Origin of the sequence: Pseudomonas sp. RGM2987 (assembly GCF_022952855.1) — a bacterium.
In the GTDB taxonomy this organism is placed as follows: Bacteria; Pseudomonadota; Gammaproteobacteria; order Pseudomonadales; family Pseudomonadaceae; genus Aquipseudomonas.
This window is the reverse complement of sequence record NZ_JALJDX010000222.1, coordinates 42,852-64,586: the sequence shown is the minus strand read 5'-3', so window position 1 is coordinate 64,586 and position 21,735 is coordinate 42,852. Positions and strand designations below refer to the sequence as shown.

The window sequence follows — 21,735 nt, the reverse complement described above, 5'->3', positions numbered from 1 at the left end:
CGGGTGCTCTGCCCGAGCGCCCGGATTCCATTCCTTTGTTTGCCATCGCAGGGCTCAGCTCAGCCTTTCCAGAAGAGACATGGCATCCTGCGGCGTGCGTCGGGACATCAGCGCTTCACCGGCAAATTCGCTGGTAGCGCACTGCTGCGCCATGGACTGGCAGAGCGTCTCCCGGGCGAACCCGTTGAGCCCCAGCTGTGCAAAAGGCAGTTGGATGTCGATTGACGCTGCGTCCGGGACCAGAGGCGAGAGAGCGTCGATCAACCGGTGGCTGTCCGGTTTCCGGGCGTGCGGCGCGGCGTCCGATTGCTCCTCACCGGGGACCTCGCGGTTGGCCAGGGCACAATTGATCAGGTCGATGGTCGCCTGGGGGCATTTGGCATTTGCCAGCTCGGTGCCGCTGGCCTTGAGCGGCGGCCATAGGGCGACGACCGACTCCAGGAAGTCCAACTGCACCAGGGAATCCAGGCCAAGGCTTTCATAGCTTTGAATCGGGTCGATTTGCTCGGCGGTAAACCCGGTGATGGTCGCCAATTGCTCCAGTACCCAGGCTTGAACGTCTACCGCGGGTGCCAGGGGATCTGCTTCGAGCCGGGCCAACAGCGCCGTGGGCGTAGGCACATCGAACAGCTCGGCGCTCAGGGCTTTCTTTTCCGGGAACTGCTGGCCGAGGGATTCGAACAGGTCCACCAACCCGAGGGAGTCGATCCCCAGGCTTTCGAAGCTCTGGTCGAAATCGATCTGCTGCGGTTTGAAGCCGGTGACCGAACTGATCTCGGCGCGCAGCCAACGGGCATGATCAAGTGCCGGTGTCTGTTCGATGACCGGCGTCGGAACCAATGCCGGCGCCTGCGCGTGCACCGGGTCGAGCACCGCAACCCCTCGACTGACCGGGGTTTCGACGCTATGGGCGTAGACGCCTTCGAGCACCTGTTGATGGGCGTTGAAATAGTGCGCAGTGACGGATTCGGCCTGCTCCAGCAGACGCATCAGGATCGATTCCTTGGCGATATTGGATTCGCACAATGAGTCGATGATTTTCTCCGAGAGGGAAAAGTAGCTATGGGCTATTTTTCCATTGGACACGATGAATTCCTGCACGACATCGTTGAGTTGCAAGCGCATGAGGTTCTCCTAACCAAAGTCGGGTGACGTTTCCATAGACGGGAAAAATCAAAAGACGGGAAAAATCAAAAGTCATGGCCCAGGGCCGGGCCTTGTTCGTATCAGTTCATTAACTGGCAGTTGCCAAAAAGAGACTTAGAGTTGGAGTTCCACTGCGTCGATCTCGGCAGGCGTTGTTCTGGTTGCACCTTTGAGCAGGCCGGACCTGACGTTCAGATAGGTGACGAGCGTCATGGCATCAGCGCCCTGGAAGGCGATATAGCCATCGGGACGGATCAGCATCAGCGTGCCTTGTTGCGCGTGATAACGCTTATGCAGGCGCCAGTCAGGGTCCAGCAGCGTCGAATGCCAGCCCGGCAGGCCGTCATTGCTCAGGGCATCGATCACGCAATACGCCTTGATGCCCGGGTAGTCTTTTTCCACCGATTCGGCCACCGCGTAATAGCCTGGCAGCAAGGGAGAAAACTGATCGGCTGCGCTGAAGATCAACAGCGTGAACGTGCCGTGGAACAAATCGATCAGGCGCTTTGACGGCAAACCTTGCAGCTGCCACAGTTCCACATCGGGGGCCAGTTGACCGGCCCGGGGTACCGGCGATTGGAACTCGGGTTTCTTGCCTTTTTTGTCCCAGTTCTTGCGCTGCTTTTTCGTCAGTGATTCCTGGATGTACTCACTTTTGCCGTAGTGGTATTGGTGGCCGGAAATCATCGACGGCAGTTTGCGCTGGACTTTCTTGCGGCTGCTCACCAACGGCAGGATATTGTCCCGCAGCCAGACCAGGGCGCGCTGCCTGACGGTAATCAGCCCCGTCAACCGATGTGCGGTGTTCTCGACTTCGAGGGCCACCGGGTAGCGCTCTTCGTTGTAGCTTTCCAGCAGGGACGGATCCGCCAGGCCCTGGTCGACATAGGCCATTTTCCAGGCCAGGTTATAGGCCTCCGAAACCCCGAGGTTCATCCACTGCCCGCCAATCGGGCTGCCGATATGCGCCGAATCCCCCACCAGGAACACCGCGCCTTGCTGCATCGACTGCACGCGACGGTGCTGGAAAGAGGCGACGGTGGTAGAGGAGATATTCGACAGGGTCATTTTCTGCCCGCGTCCTTCGCACAGTCGCTGGAAATTCTCCAAGCTCAGGGAAGGCCGCTCACCTTCCGGTGGCAGGTTGTAAGGCATCTCGATGAACAAACGATAGCGGGACTGATCGCTGATCGGCGCCACGGCCACATAGCCATCCTGCGCGCCAAGGAAGAATGCGCCTTCATCCTTGCTGCCGGACCATTGGATATCGGCATCGGCGAGCATGAAGAAGCGGTCGTAGGACGAGCCTTCGAAGGTCATGTCGAGGCGCTTTCTGATGTTGCTGCGCGCGCCGTCACAGGCAGCGACCCAGCGGGAGGTGAAGTTCTCCTCGCTGCCGTCGCCGTGGCGCAGTGTCATGCGCACCGAACCCGGCTGGTTTTCGATATCGACCAGTTCGGTGTTCCATTCCACTTCAGCGCCCAACTCGGTGAGGCGTTCCAGCAGAATCTTTTCGGTCTGCGGCTGAGGCAGGCTCAGGAGCAGCGGATAGGTCGCATCCAAGTGGGAGAAGTTGTAGTTCAGCACGCGCTTGCCGTTGGACTGCACCGAAAACTGATTGATGGTGAACCCATCGCTGACGGTCTGGTCGGCCACACCCAGGTCGCGAAAGATTTCCAGGGTGCGCGAATGGATCGCCATGGCCTTGGTCGCGGTCGAAGGGCCGGCGTTCTTTTCAATGATGCGAAACGACACGCCCCATTTCTTCAGCATGATCGCCAGGGACAGGCCAATCGGGCCGGCGCCTACGATCATCACGGTCGGGGCGCTTGCAGGGCGTTTGAAATGCTGGGGGGCCAGCGTGCTCATAGTGTTCATCGGTCAGTACCAGTTTCTGTAGAAGGGGGAGTTGGCAATGCCGAGCAGGGCGTCGTCGCCCGATGAGTCGCCGTAGGCATAGATATAGAAGTCATCGAGGTTGCTCAGGCAGCCCTTGAGCCGGGTGACTTTCTCCCTTTCGACGCAGTTGGTACCGGATATCCCGCCGGTCAGCCGGTTCCTGGCCGTGGCCAGGCGGGTGCCGCACACGTAGTCGAAGCCGGCGGCCTGGCCCCAGGGGATCAGGTAGTTCTCCGGTGAATTGCTGACCAGCGCGGTGATGTGTCCCATGGATTGATGCCATTTCAGCCGGCGCAGCGCCTCGGGCCGCAGCCAGAGCGGCAGCAGTTCGCTGATGAAATATTTGGCGTGTTCGCGTTCTTGCTCCACCGACAGGCCGCCCAGGTAGCAGGCTATGAAGGCCAGCCGGGCTTGCATCAACGGCGTGATACCTACGATCACGCTGAGCATTTTTGGCAGCAGGGGGATGATCCTGAGCCAGAACGCGCGGGTGCCGGCGATGTAGCGCATGTAGCGCCAGAACGTGTGCCGGTCAGTCAATGTGCCGTCAAAATCGAAGACGGCCAGTACCGGTTTTGCGTGGTCAGCTTGCATAAGCCTCTTCCTTGAGAGAAATGATCTCGATCGTCTTGGGTAGCTTGAAACCCGACAGATATTGCGCGAGCAGGGTGGCGAGAGCGCCTTGGCTCAGGTCACCGCGCGCTTCGACGCACAGGTGCAGTACGTTGACTTCCTTGTGGTCGGGGACGATATAGGCCTTGGCACGGACCACGTCGGGGTGCTTCAGGGCGACGGATTCGATCTCCGTGAAGTCGACCATCTGCGCCTTGATCTTCGAAATGCGCAGGCGTTGGCAGTAGAAAAACACGTGCCCGGCATCGTCGCGCCAGACCAGGTCTCCGGTGTGAAACCAGCCGTCACGGAAGAACCGCTCATTGGCTTCTTCGGCGTCACTGTAACCTTCGATCACCATCGGGCCGCGGATCAGCAGCTCGCCAATGCGCCCACGCGCAACGTCCTGGCCGTGGGCATCGATTACCCGCAGCTGCACGCCGCTGATCGGCTGGCCCATGGCGCCACGGTGCACCTCGCCAAGCGAACTCTGGACAATCACCGGCATGCTTTCAGTCAAGCCGTAGCCCTGCAGCACAGGGTTGCAGCCCAGCAGTTTCCCCAGTTTGTCGGCTTCATCGGCCGGCAGATGGCTGCCGCCCGAATAAATCATCAGTTGAGGGTGTAGCGGCAACGGCTCGCCTTTGCGTTTGGCCAACCGGGTATTGAAGTAGCGGATAACGTCGGGTACCAGGCAGGCAAAAGTCACCTGATGTTCCGACAGAACTTCTGCCAGATCGCGATTGAGCAAGGTATTGGTCAGCAGCAGGGTGGCACCGATGCTCAACGGGAACACCATCATCACCGACAGCCCGAAGATGGCATACAGCGGCAAGGTCACCAGATGGACGGAGCCGAGGCCCTGCGGATGGAAATGCTCATGCAGCCCATCGCTCGATTGCGTCAGGTCCAGATAGCGATGACACACCGCCAGGGGCTTGCCCAGGCCTCGATAGGTGAACTGCATCGAAACGATCGGATTGCCTTCGGGCATCAGCAAAGGAACGGCTTGTAACGCCAGTTCCGAGCAGAATGTCGCGTGGGCGGGCAGGGAGGACGGCCGCACACTGTCGACATCCAGCAGCAAGGCGTGCCGGACGCCGTAGGCAGGTTGGAATGTCTCGCTGTGTTGCTCCATCAGCGCTTCGGTCGTCACCACCACCATTGGTCTGGCGATGCTCACGACGTTGGTCATCTCGAACGGAGTCAGCTTGTAGTTCAAGATGACCGGAACTGCGCCGCGCCCGACAATTGCTAGGTAAAACGCGATGAAGGCCAGGCCGTTGGGCAGCACCAGCGCGACCTTGTCGCCCGGTGCTACATCCAGCGCCGCGAGGGCGCCGTTGCATTCTTCAGCCTTGATTCGCAACTCCCTGTAAGTAACGGACTCTTCCTCAGCGTCCAGATGGCGAATAGCGATCTGATCGGGAAAAGAGTCCGAAAAACTGACAAAGCGATGCAGAAAACCTTCCTTATATAAAAGGTCTTTCATTTACCAACCTCTCTCAATCCTTGGATGTATGGCTAGTCAAAAAAAGTACTACAGAGGCAGGCTATATATGAAATGTTTCAATTAAGCATCTATGTAGTTATTGTTCCGATACCAATTAAGTGTGTCGGTCAATGTTTCAGTTACCGGGCGGAATTTGCATTCAAGTTCCCGTGAACTTTTATTGTGGCTGAAATGGGTACGGCCTTGTTCCTGCTCCATGAGCTTGACCGTAGACGTACTGATGAGTACTGGCTTCTTGGTGATGCGGTAGTAACCTTCATAGATCAAGGCAATGATCCGCAACATCAGCAGGGGAACTTTGCGTTCCGGTGCCTTTACGCCGCTGACGCTGGACAGCGCCTGGAAAATGCTCTTCATGTCCATGTGGCGACCCGCTGCCAGGTAGCGCTCTCCGGAGCGGCCGCGAGTGAGGGCCGCGAGTTGATGCTCGGCGACATCCCGTGCATCGACGACGGAAAAGCTCCCCGGCAGCACGCCTGGCAGTTTTTGTCCGACAAAATCCAGCAGGAACTGCCCTGATGAAGTAGGGCCGATGTCTCCGGGGCCAAACATCCAGCCCGGCAAGACCATGGCGACGAACATATCCGGATGGTGTGACAGAAATGCCTGGACCTTCTGTTCGGACAATATTTTGCTCAAGTAATAATCGTCAGCCTCCGCTTCACTGCGGGACATCGTTTCGTCGATCACTTGATCTTGATTGCCCTTCAGGACCGCAATGGAAGAGGTATGAACGGCACGCCGGATTCCGGCGTCGTAGGCCGCCTGCAGCAGGCGCTCGGTGCCGGTGACATTGGTGTCGTAAAGTTTCTGCCAGTGCTTGCCGCCTTTGTAGCTGTCGCGGAAATAGGCTGCCGTATGAAACAGCGCGTCACAGCCGTGCAGGGCATGGCTGAAGGCTTGGACATCGAGCATGTCGCCTTCGACCAGCTCGACGGGCAGATCACCGAATTGCTTGCGGGCTTTTTCCACGGATCGAACCAGCGCTGTCACCTTGATGTTTCGTTTCAGCAGCGCGTGAACGACATTATTTCCGAGCAGGCCAGTAGCGCCCGTGACGAAGGCATGTTCCATCAAAATCCAGCTCCCTGTGAGGTGACTGGTCATTGCAGCAGGCAGCGAATCTCTGACTCGCGACCCTGACCAGGCGTTGGGCTCCACCAACGGCGCAAGTAGAAACCATTCGGTATCTGAAAATCAAGTGGTATTTCGCAATCCTGCACCTAGGGCCCGGAAATCAACGCATCGAGGCTCGGTGCGCCGGGTAGCGTCCCTGCGATCTTCCGCTGTGCCGCCAACTACATGGCCATTACATGGCACTTCTTAAATATCAAAACCTAAAATGTAAATGCTAGGCAGGGGCGAGTATAAGATATGATGTCCGACGCCGATGCCGTGCGGTGACTAGGCGATGTGTCGCAAGCAGTTACAAGTGCGTATTTTTATTTGGCCAAAGGAGCCGAGGGCGTGATTAAAAAGAGACTAGGTCGAGAAGAGAGCCAGCAACTAACAAGAGATAAATTGTTCGATACGGCCACCGATCTGATGATCAAAAAAGGCTTTCATGCTGCAAGCGTAAATGTCATTGCCGAAGAGGCAGGTTTTTCCAAGGGCGCTTTTTTTTCCAACTTCGAAAGCAAGTCCGATCTGCTTCTGCAATTGACTCAGCGGTTCAAACGCGTCGAAATCGACCGCTTGAGCGCTACCTTGAACGCCGGCTATTCGTCGGAGCAACTGGCTCAGGGCTTGAATGCTTATATCGACACGCTGAAGAACAATACCAACTGTGCAATTCTCGACGCCGAGCTCCAGCTGATCGCGCTTCGTGACGAAGAGTTTTCAGCGCACTACTACGACTTGCACCAGGAAAACAGTGAAGCCTTGGGCAAGTTGATCACCATTATCTTCAATCATGCCGGGAAAAAACCGCCCTTGGCTTACGCCGCGCTTGCCCGAACTTTCACCGCGTTGTCGGAAGGCCTGATACTGCAAGGACACAAAGACCCTGCTACTGAAATAAAACTGGTGCTGGACTCCCTTATCCAGACGGCGGAGCCTCTGTAATTTTCCGTCTCACCATGCGCGAGGTCTCAACCTCGGGCGGCTTCAGTCGTAATCCCGCGAAATCAGCGAGTTCGCTGATAAGCCAGTAGTCGACGTTCAGCCAGGCGGAACACGCCCACCAGCATGCAGGCCAGCACCATGTAGAGCAGGGCGGCAATCCCGTATGCCTGAAAGGTCTTGAAAGTGGCTGCGTTCACATCCGCTGCAATTTTGAGGATGTCGGGAACGGTGGCGGTGAAGGCGATGGCCGTGGCGTGCAAGACGAAGATCACTTCGTTGCTGTAGGCAGGGAGTGCCCGACGCAGCATGCTCGGTATCAGCACCAGCATGAACAATTGGGTGCGGGTCATGCCCAGGGCCAATGCCGCTTCGATTTCCCCGCGTGGGGTGGTGCGCAGTACGCCAGCGAGAATCTCGATGGTGTAGGCGCAGGTGTTCAACGCGAGCGCCAGGATGACGCAGTGCATGCCGTCACGAAAGAACCACCACAGGCTCGGTGATTCCCTGATGAGGCTCAAGCTCGCCATGCCGCTGTAGATGATCAGCAGTTGCACGAATAGCGGCGTGCCACGAAACACCAGGGTATAGAGCTGGACCGGCAGTGCCAGCCAGCGACCGCCGTAAGTGCGAATCAGCGCCAGGGGTATCGCTGCGCATAATCCGATGACCGCGGACGTCACCAGCAGCCATAACGTGACGCACAGTCCGCTCCAGCGATAACCGTCGGACCAGAGGAAGTTCGGCCCGAACTCTTTCAGTATCTCGATCATGACGCTCTCCGCTGCGGTTCCAGGCTGTAGCGCCGCTCCAGGCGTTTGAGCACAAGGCTTGAAAGGATGGCGAAGGCAAGGAATATCGCGGCGATCACCAGGTAGAAAAACATCTGTCTCGAGGTCGCGTTGCCGGCCTGTTTGGCGACCTGGACCATGTCATTGAGACCCAGCAGCGAAATCAGCCCGGCGCTTTTCAACAGCACCTGCCAGATGTTGCCGATACCCGGCAACGCGAATCGCATCATTTGCGGCAGGCGGATGCGCCGCAGTACCTGCCAATGACTCATGCCATAAGCCCGGGCCGCTTCGAGCTGACCGAATGGAATCGCCTGGAACGCCCCGCGAAAGGTTTCGGCGCAGTAGGCCCCGTAGATAAACCCCAGGGTGCCGATAGCGGTACCGTAAGGGTTCAACTGCAACGATTCGCGGCCAAACGCTTGCGCCACCTGGTTGAGCCCGATTTGCGCGCTGTAGTAGATGAGCAGCATCAGCACCAGGTCCGGCACACTGCGCACCAGCGTGGTATAGAGCGTCGCCATCAGCCGTAGCGGTGCCAGCGCCGAGAGCTTCGCCAAGGCACCGAGCAGGCCGAGCACGATGGCCACGCAGGCGGCCCACGTGGCCACCTGGACGGTCAGCCATGCGCCCTGGAAAATCAGATAGCCGTACCCTTCGAGAAACATGCTTTCAGGCTCCGCGCGGGGGATTTATTTTGGCGAGATGTCGAAGTCGAAGTATTTTTTGGCAATGCGCTCATAGGTGCCGTTCTGGTGGAGCCTTTCGAGCGCCTGGTTGATGTCGCTGGCCAGTTCGGTGTCGCTTTTGCGCAAGCCGATCCCGGTGCCCGGGCCGAAGATCTCCGGGGACCTGACCACCTCGCCGGCATAGCCGAAGCCCTTGCCCATCGGCTTTTTCAGCAGCCCTTCGGAGACCGCGATGGCGTCGTCGAATGCAGCATCCAATCGCCCGTTGATCAGGTCGGAGTAGGTCAGGTCACTGCTTTGATACGGCACCACCTCTACACCTTTCACCCCCCACATTCGCTTCGCGTAGACCTCGAACACACTGCCTTGCTGCACGCCAATACGCTTGCCGCGCAGGGCTTCGGCCGTCGGTTGCAAGCCGCTGCCTTGCACGGCCACCAGGCGGGCGGGGGTGTCATACAGCGTGTTGGAAAAGGCAATTTCGGTCTTGCGTGCTTCGGTGATGGAGAGCGCGGACAGTATCCCATCGAACTTCCTGCCCTTGAGGGCCGAGACCATGCCGTCGAAGGCGTTCTCCACCCAGACGCAACGCCGTTTCAATTCACTGCACAGGCTTTCGCCCAGCTCGATGTCGAAACCGGTCAGCGAACCGTCCGGTCGTTTGGACTCGAAGGGCGGGTAGGTGGGATCGACCCCGAAACGCAGCTCTTCGCTCGCGCCCCAGGTGATCAATGGGCAAGCCAGGAGCATCAAACCGATCAGACATTTGTTCATCGACAGGTATCCACGTCAGGTTGTTGGAACCGCCTCGGAAGAGCCCGGGCAGCAAGCATCAGCCTTGAATATTCAAGGCGTGTCTCAGTTGCTGGGATCGTTCGGCGTTCACGCTCTGACCGTGGCCAATGCCGCCGGCCCAGCCACACACTCGGCCTGCGAAACCGACCCCTTGTGCCAGGCAATCGGCCAGGCCCTGGCCTGCTTGCCATGCCAGCAGGAACGCGGCGATAAAACCGTCGCCAGCGCCCATGCTGTCGACGAAGGTGCAGGGCAGTGCGGGTTGGTCGTGGATGCCTTGGGCATCGACCGCGAGGGCGCCTTGGGCACCGCGGGTGATCACCACGACTGCCGGCCCCATTGCCCGCATTGAGTTCGCCAGTTCAACGGCTTGCGCCGACGAGAGATCGGCTGCCGAGAAAAACGCAATGTCGACGTGCTGGATCAGCGCCTGCCAGTCGAACTCCATCCAGTTGTCCGAGAAATCGAAGGACAGCCGGCCACTGGCCTGGCGAATCCGGGCCAGTTGATTTTCGAGGCCGCTGTAGAGGCTGCTATGCGCCAATGGGAAGGTTGCGGCATAAGCCAGATCATCGGCGTCGAGTTGCAGTTGGCGGCATACTCCTGGATCGCTGCCCAGGAATACCCGCTCGCCCTCGACGCTGTCGACACAGGCCCAGCCATTGGCGCCGGGCAGTGCCCGGCAACGCGAAGCATCGACCGTCTCCTGTTGCAGGCAATCGAGCAGACGCTGACCGTAACGATCATCGCCAACGCAGCCCAGGTAGGCGCTGCGCGCGCCCAGCCGGGCCGCGAATACCGCTACGTTGAAGGCATTTCCGCCCGGGTATTCCAGGTTCTGGTCCAGGTACACATCCAGGGTGTTGTCCCCGACCGCGATCAGGCTGGACATGTTCAGTACTCCGTTTTCCACATGTAGCGGCGAGTCGTCAGTGGCTGCTGGTGCCAGACCGCGAGATGAGCGGCGATGCGTTCCACGGCAATGCCTACGATGTAGGGAGCAACCATCGCACGGATCTCCGGCTCGATGCCCTCCATCGGGAAGTCCTTGGCGTCATAGACCATGACCCGTTCGGTGTAGCGCTGGCAGAAGCTGACGACGCGCTCCATCTGTGCCCGGCTGGGGTCTTCACCCACCAGCAGGAGCAACGGCGTGGTGGCGTCGATGGCTTCGAACGGGCCGTGGAAGAACTCGGCGGCCTCCACCGGCAGGCAATGCAGCCATTGGCTTTCCATCACTACGCAAACGCCGAATACATAGGCGGTGGTGAACATCGGGCCAGAGGCGAGGAAGTACATGACGCGGTCATCTTTGTAGAGGCGTGCCTCTTCGGTGGCGCGTTGGTCGTTGTTGATCGCGGCATCCGCCAGGGCCTTGGGCAATGCCTTGAGCGAGCGCGTGAGCTTGTCGAGCAGCGGCCAGCCTTCGCGCCTGGCCAGGATCCCGCCGATCAGTGCCTGGAGAATCATGAAGCAGCCGAAGTACGCCTCATCGGTACGGCCCAGCAGGAAGCAATGTTGGACGGCCTGGGCCAGGGGCAGCTCGGCGGTTTGGGTCACCCCGACGGTCAAGCACGGTTTGTCTTTCAGGAAATTCGCGGCGGCGATGGTTTCCTGGGTGGTCCCGGACTTGGACGCCAGCACCACCAGGGTTCGCTCATCCAGGCGCGGCGGATCGATATCCATGAAGTCGGCCGGGAAATAGCGGCGCACCTCCAGCGTCTGGCTGTAGCGTTCAAGCCAGTATTGCAGGCCGAGCATGATGCGATTGGGAGCGCCGCAACTGACGAAGTAGATGCGGTCGATCCGCGTCGCCAACTCTTGGCCAAACTGCTGCGCGTCGTCGACGATGTGCACCGATTGCTGCAGGGAAGTGATGAATGCTTCCCGGTTGAACTGGATCGCCATGTGAGCTCCTGGGGGCTTTATAAGGGTGATTCATGTTGCGTTTCATGATCGCTGTTTAGACCAGAAGCTATACCATGAAAAATACCAATACAAGGCTTTTTAGCCGTGGTCTAATGGGCCGCTCGGGCGGATCACGGGGCTTACCCCGCGGCCTGTTATGCTGCCTCTCACCCAGTACGCATGTTTGCGACGTTTTGTTTGGGCTGACGTCGCACTGAACCACCGAAAAAAATAATCCAGGATGTAGACCATGAAAGTTACCCCTCCAAAGTCCTCTGACGTGTCGCTCCTGGCGCCCGAGCGCAAGCAGGTGGCCTGGCATGCCGTCCAGGCATTGCTGGAGATGCTGGAGCGCCCAGAGTTCGGGCCAACGGAACGCATTCCGGCGGAGCGTGATTTGGCCGAGCATTTGGGGATCAGCCGGATGACGCTGCGAAAGGCCCTGCAAACCCTGATCGATCGTGGCGTCCTGGAGCGCCGTGGCAATCGCGGCACATTCGTGACGGCTCCGGGCGTGGAGCGGCCACTCAATACCGTTGCGCGAAAAGGCATAGCCGAGGTGGTCGAGCAGGCAGGAGCCAGGCCTGGCAGTAAATTGCTCTACTTCGAGCAAACCCAGGCCAGCGCGCGCGTCGCCAAATGGTTAAAGATCGAGGAAGGCGATCCGTTGCTGACCATCAGGCGCCTGCGCACGGTGGATCAAAAACCGTTTTGCATCGAGACCAGCTACATTCCTGCGGCCCGCGCGCCGGATCTGGTGGCGGGGGACCTGATCGAGGGCGCCTCGTTGTACGCCTTACTGCTGTCTCGCTACCAGATCGAGATCGAGGGCGACGAAGGCACCTTGAGCGTTGCTTTGATGAACGACCAAGAGGCCCGCCTGCTCGAAGTCGAGCCCGGCACTGCCGCGCTGGTCTATCGCGGCGTGATCTTCGACCGCCAGGGGCAACCGGTGGAATACCTGGTCTCGGTCAACCATCCGCAGCGCGTGGTGTTCAAGCTGGCGGACAGCCGGGTCAATAGCGTACATGCATGACCGGGCCTGCGTCGGCTGTAACCTTGTCGTCAGGAACTGCGCAACGCTCCGGGACTGATCCCCAGGCGTTGCTTGAAGGCCGTTGTCATGTGCGCCTGGGAGTTGAAGCCGCAGGCGAGGGCGATCTCGCTCAATCCTGCGTTTGAATCGCGCATCAGCGCCCGGGCCTTGGCGAGGCGGCGGTCGATCAGGTAGCTGTGGGGGCTTTTTCCCGTGGCGTTCTTGAAGGCTCGCATGAAATAGCCTTCGGACAATCCGAGCAGTTGCGCCATGGTCGATACGCCGAGAGGGCCGTTGAGACCCGTGTCGATGAGCTCGTCCAGCAGGCGCATCCGGCTGCCGCTGAGTACGGCATGAGGGCTTGCTGTTGTCCCGACTACCCGCTCAGCCAGGGCGATGGCCCAGGCTTCCCAATCGTCCGCCACTGAAGCCTGCAACAGCGCGCCACGCATCCGGTGTGCGAGGGCCATGGCCTGGCGGTCGATCCGATTATTGAAGGGCTGGGTTCCCGCCAGCGCCGTTGCGTCGGTGCGAACCACGCGCAGGTATTCGCCACCCTGGGGTGATTCGGAAAACACATCGCAGCCCATGGGAACGAACGCCAGGCCGTTGGGCATGGCCTCGAACGGGTGCACCCGGTCGCTGCCGATGGCATGCAGGCCGCGCTGGCTGTCGAAGGCAAAGCCGATTGCCGACTGGCTCGCTACGTACCGGGCGGCATAGGCGCTGCCGGGCAGCAATTCAATCGCCCACGGCCCGGCCTCGATGCGGCGGACCGGTTCGGCTGGTGGTGGCTGTTGGCGGTTTCGATGGCTCATGGGCAACATAGTAGAGAAATGCCGCTCTGAAAGTCAGGTCAGTTTTTTGAAAGCCGGCCTACGGTGTCCATGCCTAGACTGGGCCAAAAACCGGAGGCTGAACATGCACAATCTGACACGCGACGCTATCGAAGAGGCTGCCCGCCACGTCTACCAAGTCATGCCTGCCACCGCCCAGTACGCCTGGCCGTTGCTGGCTGAACGGCTCGGCTGCGCGGTATGGGTCAAGCACGAAAACCACACGCCCACCGGCGCCTTCAAAGTCCGCGGCGGCGTGACCTTCATGCACTGGCTCAGGCGCGAGCACCCACAGGCAAGGGGCATCGTCACCGCGACCCGCGGCAACCATGGCCAGAGCCTGGCGCTGGCCGCCAGCGCCCTGGGTTTGAAAGCGCTGATCGTCGTGCCCAAAGGCAATTCGCTGGAGAAGAACAATGCCATGCGTGGCTTTGGCGGCGAAGTGATCGAATACGGGCGTGATTTCGACGAGGCCCGAGAAGAGGCCGCACGCCTGGCACAAGTCCACGGCCTGTTCCTGGTGCCGCCGTTCCACCCTGAGCTGGTCAAGGGCGTGGCGACCTACGCCCTGGAACTGTTCAATGCGGTGCCGGACCTGCACACGGTCTACGTGCCGATCGGTTGTGGCTCAGGCATCTGCGCGGTCATCGGCGCCCGCGATGCGTTGGGCCTGAAGACGCAGGTGGTGGGGGTGGCGTCCACCGAGGCTGCGGCGGCCAAGCTATCGTTCGAGGCGGGTACGCTGTGCGAGACCCCGTCGGCGGATACGTTCGCCGATGGCCTGGCCGTGCGCAGGCCGATTCCCGAGGCCTTCGCTATCTATGGGGCTGGCGCGGCGCGGATCGTGGCGGTCAGCGAGCAGGAGATTGCCGAGGCCATGCGGGTTTACTACACCGACACCCATAACCTTGCAGAAGGCGCCGGCGCAGCGGCGTTGGCGGCGCTGATGCAGGAGCGAAGAGCGATGCAGGGCAAAAGGGTGGCGGTGATTCTGTCCGGTGGCAATGTTGATCGTTCGGTGTATGCAGCAGTGATCGGTTAGTGGGAGCAAGCTTTGCTCCCACGGTTGTGGCTTAACGGATTCGCATGAGCCAATTAGACCGATTATTTCTTACGGTTATTTATATAGGTCTCAATGGAATAGCTGAAGCCGAGGGATCGAAGCTGGTGCTGCCTGGGTTTCTGCAAAGACGTCGTTATGTTCGCACAAGCAGACACGCCCGCGCTCATCACGTCGTTAAGACTGCTCCAGCGTTCGTTCTGGCTGTTCGATCGCCATCTTGTTGGACTGAGGACAATGCTTAGAATCCGCCCCATCAGCTTCGTCCAACTATCGATCCTTACAGGGAGCAACACCATGATGAACGCCATGCAGATGCCAATGAACACTACCATGCCGATGATGCCGATGATGGGCATGCCGATGATGATGGCGACCATGTCCTGCGAAATGATGGATGACGGCATGATGTGCAAAATGATGCCCGCTGCCGGCATGGACATGGCGATGTTCAAGAACAGCGCCGAAATGATGCAGATGATGATGAACTGCGGCATGCCGATGATGATGCACTGCGCCAACATGAGCATGATGTGCATGTCCCAGGCGAGCATGGCGATGCCGATGTCGAACATGATGATGCCAATGCCCACCATGGGCATGCCGATGCCATCGATGAAGTGCGTGATGGAATGCACGATGATGGCCGATTGCATGATGTGCAAAATCATGCCGATGGCCGGCATGAACATGGACATGATGAAAAACTGCTGCGCCCTGATGATGAAAATGATGAACGACTGCGCCATGCCAATGATGATGAGCTGCAACGGCATGCCGATGATGTGCTGCACCTGCTAAGACTGACGCAGTCCACTGTGGCGAGGGAGCTTGCTCCCGCTTGACCGGGCTGGCGCTCCAGTGCGAAGCGCTCACAAAAAGGGTCTGTCGCGCAGCCCAGCGGGAGCAAGCTCCCTCGCCACGATGGCTGTCAATCCAGGCGTTCCGGGTAGGTCACTACCAGGTACGCCACCGCTTCACTGTCGGCCGGGTTGCGATAACGGTGGGGCTGGTCGGCATAAAACAGAATCGAGTCGCCGGTGGAGAGCAGGTAGCGTTCCTCATTGACGCTGATTTCCAGCACACCCTGGGACACCACCAGGTTCTCCTGCACGCCCGGCCCGTGCCCTTCGGACTGTTCCTCCCCCAGAGGGCTCAGGCGCAATTCGTAGAACTCCGACTGCCGTGCCACATCGAACGGAAACAGCGTGCGGCTGACAAAAGCGCCGTTGGCGCTGACCAGGCGCTTGCTCTGAGCGGCTGACAGAACCGCCACCCCCTCGAAAGCCCGATGCTCCAGAAACGCGGCCACCGACACCTTCAGACCCTTGGCGATTTTGCACAGCACCTTGATCGACGGCACGCTACGCCCGGACTCGATCTGCGCCAGCATGGCCCGGCTGACACCGCACTGGCGGGCGAGGGCGTCCAGGGAAAGATGGCGTTTGCCCCGAAGGCGCTGCAGATTCTGCCCGACCCGCTCGCAGATCGGATCTTCATCCAACGCCTCGAGGTTGTTCAGGTCTACTTCAGGTTCGTCGGCGCTGGTCAAAAAGCGCGAGGGCTCCTGGGCGCTCACACGTTGTACGTCCGGCTGGAATGAGACGCCTGGACCCACTGGAACGCCTGGTAACCGGCATTACGTGCGTACATCTCCCACATGGCCCGGGCCACTTGCTGGGCCTGTTTGCGTTTGCGAAATTGGGCGAGGTCGATAACGTTGTCAGTCTGTTTCATAAGGCACTTCACTGTCGTGACCAAGGGGCGGATGAGCAGAGCGTACGTGTTTATTTTTATAACCATAAATACTGATTATTTATTTATTAATTCCTATGCGTTCTTAATCGCAAAGGCCCTCAAATCACATGGGCGCGCTGCAATTCAGTCAGGGCCAGCGCCTTGAGTCTGGCCAGCAGTGGATCGCGGCGGTCTCGCGGGTGATCCAGCGCTACCGCCAGTTCCTGGCGAATGCTGCTGGGCCGGTTGTCCATCACCAATACCCGGTCACTCAGGTACAGCGCCTCGTCGACATCATGGGTGACCAGCAGCAGGGCAATGGCGTGTCGGTCGGCCAATTGCAGCAGCAGGTCCTGCAGTTTCATCCGAGTGAAAGCGTCCACCGCGCTGAAGGGTTCGTCCAGCAGCAGCACCCGCGGTCGCGAGTACAGGCCGCGGGCAATCGCCACCCGTTGCGCCATGCCACCGGACAAGGCCTTGGGCAAGGCATTGGCGAAGCCCGCGAGCCCGACTTCCTCGATCAACTGTGCGACCCAGGTCTTGTCGTATTGCCCGTCGTCACTGAAACCGATGTTCTGCTCCACCGTCAGCCAGGGCATCAACCGTGGCTCCTGGAACACAAAGGCCAGGGGCCCGGTATCGCGGAGCCGTTGCCCTTCGAAATCCCGTTCAAGGCCGGCGATGATGCGCAGCAGGGTACTTTTGCCACAGCCGCTGGGACCCAGCAGGCTCACGGTTTCCCGGGGTTGCAATTGCAGGTGGATATTGTTGAGGACAGTGGTGGCGGCGAAGGTCTTGCGCTCGACGCGTATATCCAGCAGGGCTTGGCTCATGAATGGATTCTCGGCGTAGGGGTTTCAGCTGTCTTGCCCGTTGAAGGTGTCGCGCCAGGCCAGGAAGCGCTTTTCCAGCCCGGCGAGGAGGCCGTCGCTGAGCTTGCCGAGCACCGCTAGGACGATGATCGCCGCCAGCACGATGTCCGGCCGCGAGGTTTCCCGGCCATCGCTGAGCAGGTAGCCCAGGCCTTTGGTCGCCGCGATCAGTTCAGCGGCCACCAGGAACATCCAGGCCAGGCTCATGCCGCTGCGCAACCCGGTGAACAGGCCGGGCAGGGCGGCGGGCAGGAGAATCCGCCGCACCAGCCGGCGTCGGCTGAAGCCATACATATGGCCGACTTCCACCAGCTTGCGGTCGATGTTGCGGATCGCCGCCACGCCATTGAGGTACACCGGAAAGAACGCGCCGATGGCGATCAACACCACCTTGGAGGTTTCGTCGATGCCCAGCCACAGCAGGAGCAGCGGCACCCAGGCCAGGCTGGGGATCGAGCGCAGACCGGCGAAGGTCGGCTCCAGGTACGCTTCGGCTTCGCGGCTCAAGCCGACCCAGGCGGCAAACACCAACGCCAGGGCGACGCCAATGGCAAAACCGAGCAACACCCGCAGCAGGCTGGCGCCGATGTGTTTCCACAGTGCGCCCTCAGCCAGGTCGCCCAGGGTCAAGGCGATCTCGCTGGGCGCCGGCATCTGGTAGGAAGGCAGCCAGCCGATGCGCACGATGATCTCCAGAAGCACGATGATCAGCGCCGGCAGGACCAGGCCTTTGAGACGCGGCTGCCAGCGGGTGAGCCTGAAAAGCGCCGGCCTGCCCGGTGTGGACAGGTCCAGCGCACCGGACAATTGTTTGCGGGCAAGGTCGTTGCTGTTACTGCTCATGATGCTCCTCTGGCAGCGCCGACCCCGGGCCAGGCGCCGGGGCCGGTGTCGCCCGGGCGGTGAGTTATTGACGGGCGACGGCTTGTTGGCGACCGGTGTCGAGCAGTTGGTCGATCACCTGATCCACATTCACGCCGCGTCGCACCAGGTCCTCGGAAACCAGGATCGGCGCGGCAGCCTTGGAAGCCAGCACATCCTGGGCGCTCAGTTGCGAGTTGCCGAGGTCGGTGCGTGAAAGCTGCAGCTTGGCGACTTCCAGCGGCAGGCCCGATTCGTCGGCCAGCAGCTTTGCCAGCTCCTGGGGATGCTGGATCGCCCATTGACGAGCCTGCTCGTAGGCTGCGAGTACGGTGTCGATGGTTTGCCGATGCTCACGGGCATACTGCTCCGTGACGCTGACCACGCCGTAGCTGTTGAAACCGGGGTTGCGGTACAGCAGGCGCGCGCCGGCCTGCACTTCGCTGGCGGCCATGTGCGGGTCGAGGCCGGCCCAGGCATCGACGTCGCCTTTTTCCAGCGCGACGCGTCCGTCCGGGTGCTGCAAGTGCACCAGTTCCACATCGTCTTTGCTCAGCCCGGCCTGTTGCAGGCTGCGCAGGGTGAACAGATAGGGATCGGTGCCCTTGGTGGCGGCGATTTTCTTGCCCTTGAGATCGGCTACCGTCTGGAATGGCGAATCCTTGCGCACCACCAGGGCGGTCCACTCGGCGCGGCTGTAGACATACACCGACTTGATCGGGCTGCCGTTGGCCCGGCTCAGTACGGCTGCGAGGCTAGCCGACGAGGCAAAGTCGACGCCGCCACTGTTGAGGTATTCCAGGGCGCGGTTACTGCCCTGGCTCAGCACCCAGCTCACCTTGGTCTGGGGCAGGGCTTTCTCCAGATAACCGAAGTGTTTGAGCACCAGGCTGACCGGCGAGTAATAGGCGTAGTCCAGATGCACCTCGGCGGGTGGTTTTTCTGCGGCCTGGGCCAGCGGACTCAGTCCCAGCGCCAGGACGCAGGCGCCGATCAGGTATCTGGCGTGGGCCAGGGGAAAGCGCAAATAAGGTTTCATCGGACGGCTCCAGGCAAGGCGAGTGAAGGCAACTTTCTTATTTCCGAAAGATCGGACTGCGAGTGAGTTAGTGCATTGCAAGGAATATTGCAGCCTCTGTGCCATGCCCGGGAAGTCGCGGTTCTCAAGGGCTTGTGACGGGTTAATTGTTCGGTAAGTGTTGCCCATTCAACACTCTGCTGGGGCAGTGTTGCAGGCGGAACACCTGGAAAGCCAATCTCGCTCCCACCCGGATCGGCAAGTGGTCGCAGGATTGGTGCTCGCCACAAAACCAATGTGGGAGCGGGTTTACCCGCGAAGGCGGCGGTACATTCAACATCTTCTTTGCAGATCCACCGCTTTCGCGAGCAAGCCCGCTCCTACAGAAATCGGTGTCGCACACCAATCCCCAGCCACCCGAGATCCCCTGTGGGAGCGGGTTTACCCGCGAAGGCGACGGTACATTCAACATCTTCTTCGCAGACCCACCGCTTTCGCGAGCAAGCCCGCTCCCACAGGGTCGGGTCACTGCCGCAACATTTATGAACTTTCGCCGGCTGATTTTTTCCACTGCTCAGCGCTACAGCCGTTTGCATCGCATCCAGCGAATCAGTCCCCCTGCCAGAGCCCGAACATGACTGCGACCACTACGCCCTCCAGACCCTCCTTGCGCCGAGCAGTGACCGGACCGATGCTGTTTCTGTTCATCCTCGGCGATGTGCTCGGCGCTGGCGTCTATGCGCTGGCCGGAACGATAGCGGGGCAGGTGGGCGGTGCGATCTGGGTGCCGCTGTTGGTCGCTTTGTTCTTCGCGATGCTGACCGCCGGCTCGTATGCAGAGTTGGTCACCAAGTACCCGCAGGCCGGTGCGGCCTCGGTGTTTGCCGAAAAGGCATTCAAGTCACCGCTGATTTCCTTCCTGGTCGGCTTTTGCATGTTGGCCGCCGCCGTTACCAGCGCCGCCGGCCTTTCCCTGGCTTTTGCAGGCGACTATCTCGCCCCCTTCATCAGCGTTTCACCCCATGCGGCGGCGCTGGTTTTCCTGTTGGTCATCGCATTGCTCAATGCCCGGGGCATCAAGGAGTCGCTGGGAGCCAACGTGGTCATGACGGTCGTCGAGCTGTCGGGACTGATCCTGGTTATCGTCGCGGCGGCCTGGTTCTTCCAATCGGGCGATGCGCATCCAAAGACTGCATTGCAATTCAAGCCGGGTGTCAGTCCGGTGCTGGCAGTGTTGGGCGCAGCACTGCTTGCGTTCTATTCGTTTGTCGGTTTCGAGACGTCGGCCAATCTCGCCGAGGAAATACGAGACGTGCGCCGTGTCTATCCACGCGCCCTGTTCGGGGCGTTGCTGACCGCCGGGGTGGTTTACATGGCCGTAGGCGTGGCCGCTTCCTCGGTGTTGTCGATGGAAGAACTGGTGGCGACTTCGGCGCCGCTGCTGGAGGTTGTCCGGGCCTCGGGGCTGAACATTTCGCCACGCATTTTCGCCTTCATTGCGCTAATTGCGGTGGCGAACGGCGCGCTGCTCACCATGATCATGGCCAGTCGGCTCGCCTACGGCATGGCTTGCCAGGGCCTCTTGCCGCAGCCGCTGGCGAAAGTGCTGCCCAAGCGGCGCACGCCCTGGGTCGCGATTATCGCCACGACGCTAGTATCCATTGCGCTGACCTTGACCGGCACCCTGGCGACGCTGGCCGAAACCGTCGTCCTGCTTCTGCTGTTCGTGTTCCTGAGCACCAACCTGGCGGTGTTGGTACTGAGGCGAGACACCGGGATGGGCGATCATTTCCGGGTGCCGAGCTGGGTACCGGTGCTCGCCATAGTCTCGTGCCTGGTATTGCTCAGCCAGCAAAGCCTGGAAACCTGGCTCCGCGGTGCGGCCCTGGTGTTCGTGGGCGTGCTGCTGTATTTCTGCACCCGCATCAGCTTGCCCGTGGCGATAAAACCGAGCTAGGTACCGCAGGGAAGCAGGGGCAGCGGTCAAGGGCATTGCAGAAAGCCCGCTCCTTGCCGATTCAGTAGCGTTGGCTAAAGTTCTTTGCAACTGCAGGGAAGTCCCGTTACCGCACGGAATATCGATCATGACCGCTCGCTCCCCCCACCAGACCTTCCAGCCCCTCGGTTGCGCCGAGTGCCGCGATCACCAGGCACTGGGATTCGACTTCACCATGGCTTTCCAACCGATCTTCAATGTCCGCACCGGTGCTACTTTTGCCTACGAAGCCCTGGTCAGAGGTCTCAACGGCGAGTCGGCGGGCTACATCCTGGGGCTGGTGAACGACAGCAACCGCTACCGTTTCGACCAGGCCTGTCGTGTAAAAGCCATTGAGGAAGCGGCCCGGCTGGGCATCCTGGAGATCGCGGATTGCCTGCTGAGCATCAATTTCCTGCCTAAAGCCGTATACCGGGCCGAGACGTGCATCCGCGCCACGCTGGAAGCGGCGCGGCAGGCGGATTTTCCACCGGAGCGACTGATGTTCGAAGTCACGGAGGGTGAGCGGGTGGACGACCCTGACCACCTCAAATCGATTTTCGTGGAATACGAGCGCCAGGGCTTCACCACGGCGATCGACGACTTCGGCTCCGGCTATTCAGGGCTCAACCTGCTCGCCATGTTCCAGCCCCAGGTGCTGAAGATCGATATGGCGCTGACCCGCACCATCGATCAGGACCCTGTCAAGCAAGCCATTGTCGAGGGCATTGTCCTGGTGGCGCAGCGCCTGGGGATCCAGGTCATCGCGGAGGGCATCGAAACGCGTGAAGAAAGCGCCGCACTTGTGGCACTGGGCATCGAGCTGATGCAGGGTTATTTCTATGCGCGGCCTGAGATCGGTCGGCTTGCGCCTGGTAACTTTTAACTGCGTTACGCTACCGTCAGATGAAGTTTTCTCCAGCATG

22 protein-coding genes are annotated in these 21,735 nt (G+C 60.1%); 6 read left to right on the top strand and 16 right to left on the bottom strand.

Annotated elements, in window-relative coordinates; all coding sequences use genetic code 11:
- Positions 1–54 precede the first annotated feature (54 nt).
- From RGM2987_RS26580 to RGM2987_RS26560, 5 genes are all read right to left on the bottom strand, one after another.
- Entirely contained in the window at positions 55–1,125 is a 1,071-nt protein-coding gene (locus RGM2987_RS26580; RefSeq protein WP_245145834.1) for an acyl carrier protein, read from the bottom strand.
- 135 nt (positions 1,126–1,260) lie between these two features.
- Positions 1,261–3,024, bottom strand: coding sequence for an FAD-dependent monooxygenase (locus RGM2987_RS26575; protein WP_245145833.1), 1,764 nt, complete (start codon positions 3,022–3,024; stop codon positions 1,261–1,263).
- Between the two features lie 3 nt (positions 3,025–3,027).
- Complete coding sequence (locus tag RGM2987_RS26570; RefSeq protein WP_245145832.1) at positions 3,028–3,639, bottom strand: HAD-IB family hydrolase; 612 nt, start codon at positions 3,637–3,639, stop codon at positions 3,028–3,030.
- Positions 3,629–5,149: a class I adenylate-forming enzyme family protein gene (locus tag RGM2987_RS26565; RefSeq protein ID WP_245145831.1), complete on the bottom strand. Its 1,521-nt coding sequence runs from the start codon at positions 5,147–5,149 to the stop codon at positions 3,629–3,631. Before RGM2987_RS26565 ends, RGM2987_RS26570 begins: the two co-directional genes overlap by 11 nt.
- Before the next feature lie 81 nt (positions 5,150–5,230).
- A complete protein-coding gene (locus RGM2987_RS26560) occupies positions 5,231–6,244 on the bottom strand; it encodes an SDR family oxidoreductase (RefSeq protein WP_245145830.1) in 1,014 nt (337 codons plus the stop codon).
- Positions 6,245–6,637: 393 nt separating this feature from the next.
- Here RGM2987_RS26560 and RGM2987_RS26555 point away from each other — a divergent pair, with 393 nt between their 5' ends.
- Positions 6,638–7,234: a TetR/AcrR family transcriptional regulator gene (locus RGM2987_RS26555; RefSeq protein ID WP_245145829.1), complete on the top strand. Its 597-nt coding sequence runs from the start codon at positions 6,638–6,640 to the stop codon at positions 7,232–7,234.
- 62 nt (positions 7,235–7,296) lie between these two features.
- Here the strand turns inward: RGM2987_RS26555 and hisM are convergent, their stop codons facing one another.
- From hisM to RGM2987_RS26530, 5 genes are read right to left on the bottom strand one after another with little or no spacing between them, the layout of a single operon-like run.
- Complete coding sequence (gene hisM / locus RGM2987_RS26550) at positions 7,297–8,004, bottom strand: histidine ABC transporter permease HisM (protein WP_245145828.1); 708 nt, start codon at positions 8,002–8,004, stop codon at positions 7,297–7,299.
- Entirely contained in the window at positions 8,001–8,690 is a 690-nt protein-coding gene (locus RGM2987_RS26545; protein ID WP_245145827.1) for an ABC transporter permease subunit, read from the bottom strand. Before RGM2987_RS26545 ends, hisM begins: the two co-directional genes overlap by 4 nt.
- Before the next feature lie 24 nt (positions 8,691–8,714).
- Positions 8,715–9,485: an ABC transporter substrate-binding protein gene (locus RGM2987_RS26540; protein WP_245145826.1), complete on the bottom strand. Its 771-nt coding sequence runs from the start codon at positions 9,483–9,485 to the stop codon at positions 8,715–8,717.
- A 58-nt stretch (positions 9,486–9,543) separates the two neighbouring features.
- Complete coding sequence (locus RGM2987_RS26535; RefSeq protein WP_245145825.1) at positions 9,544–10,398, bottom strand: PfkB family carbohydrate kinase; 855 nt, start codon at positions 10,396–10,398, stop codon at positions 9,544–9,546.
- Between the two features lie 2 nt (positions 10,399–10,400).
- The gene (locus RGM2987_RS26530; protein WP_245145824.1) at positions 10,401–11,414 is read right to left on the bottom strand and encodes an SIS domain-containing protein; all 1,014 of its coding nucleotides are present in this window, start codon (positions 11,412–11,414) and stop codon (positions 10,401–10,403) included.
- A gap of 250 nt (positions 11,415–11,664) precedes the next feature.
- Here RGM2987_RS26530 and RGM2987_RS26525 point away from each other — a divergent pair, with 250 nt between their 5' ends.
- Positions 11,665–12,450 (top strand): GntR family transcriptional regulator, encoded by a 786-nt coding sequence (locus RGM2987_RS26525; RefSeq protein WP_245145823.1) that lies wholly within the window; start codon positions 11,665–11,667, stop codon positions 12,448–12,450.
- Positions 12,451–12,479: 29 nt separating this feature from the next.
- Here the strand turns inward: RGM2987_RS26525 and RGM2987_RS26520 are convergent, their stop codons facing one another.
- On the bottom strand, positions 12,480–13,277 hold the full coding sequence (locus tag RGM2987_RS26520) for an AraC family transcriptional regulator (RefSeq protein WP_245145822.1): 798 nt from the start codon (positions 13,275–13,277) through the stop codon (positions 12,480–12,482).
- Positions 13,278–13,371: 94 nt separating this feature from the next.
- On the opposite strand from RGM2987_RS26520, the gene RGM2987_RS26515 reads away from it, so the two are divergent.
- Both RGM2987_RS26515 and RGM2987_RS26510 read left to right on the top strand, forming a co-directional pair.
- Positions 13,372–14,328, top strand: coding sequence for a threonine dehydratase (locus tag RGM2987_RS26515; protein WP_245145821.1), 957 nt, complete (start codon positions 13,372–13,374; stop codon positions 14,326–14,328).
- Between the two features lie 315 nt (positions 14,329–14,643).
- Positions 14,644–15,147, top strand: coding sequence for a hypothetical protein (locus RGM2987_RS26510; protein ID WP_245145820.1), 504 nt, complete (start codon positions 14,644–14,646; stop codon positions 15,145–15,147).
- 130 nt (positions 15,148–15,277) lie between these two features.
- On the opposite strand, the gene RGM2987_RS26505 is transcribed toward RGM2987_RS26510, so the two are convergent.
- The 5 genes from RGM2987_RS26505 to RGM2987_RS26485 all read right to left on the bottom strand — a co-directional run bounded on the left by RGM2987_RS26505 (position 15,278) and on the right by RGM2987_RS26485 (position 18,855).
- Positions 15,278–15,868, bottom strand: a complete 591-nt coding sequence (locus RGM2987_RS26505) for an XRE family transcriptional regulator (protein WP_245146148.1) — start codon at positions 15,866–15,868, stop codon at positions 15,278–15,280.
- 53 nt (positions 15,869–15,921) lie between these two features.
- Complete coding sequence (locus RGM2987_RS26500; protein WP_245145819.1) at positions 15,922–16,083, bottom strand: hypothetical protein; 162 nt, start codon at positions 16,081–16,083, stop codon at positions 15,922–15,924.
- 119 nt (positions 16,084–16,202) lie between these two features.
- Entirely contained in the window at positions 16,203–16,916 is a 714-nt protein-coding gene (locus tag RGM2987_RS26495; RefSeq protein ID WP_245145818.1) for an ABC transporter ATP-binding protein, read from the bottom strand.
- 24 nt (positions 16,917–16,940) lie between these two features.
- Positions 16,941–17,798 (bottom strand): ABC transporter permease, encoded by an 858-nt coding sequence (locus tag RGM2987_RS26490; RefSeq protein ID WP_245145817.1) that lies wholly within the window; start codon positions 17,796–17,798, stop codon positions 16,941–16,943.
- A 64-nt stretch (positions 17,799–17,862) separates the two neighbouring features.
- The gene (locus RGM2987_RS26485; protein ID WP_245145816.1) at positions 17,863–18,855 is read right to left on the bottom strand and encodes an aliphatic sulfonate ABC transporter substrate-binding protein; all 993 of its coding nucleotides are present in this window, start codon (positions 18,853–18,855) and stop codon (positions 17,863–17,865) included.
- A 613-nt stretch (positions 18,856–19,468) separates the two neighbouring features.
- On the opposite strand from RGM2987_RS26485, the gene RGM2987_RS26480 reads away from it, so the two are divergent.
- Complete coding sequence (locus RGM2987_RS26480; RefSeq protein WP_245145815.1) at positions 19,469–20,791, top strand: APC family permease; 1,323 nt, start codon at positions 19,469–19,471, stop codon at positions 20,789–20,791.
- Between the two features lie 127 nt (positions 20,792–20,918).
- Positions 20,919–21,695 (top strand): EAL domain-containing protein, encoded by a 777-nt coding sequence (locus RGM2987_RS26475; RefSeq protein WP_245145814.1) that lies wholly within the window; start codon positions 20,919–20,921, stop codon positions 21,693–21,695.
- Positions 21,696–21,735: the final 40 nt, after the last annotated feature.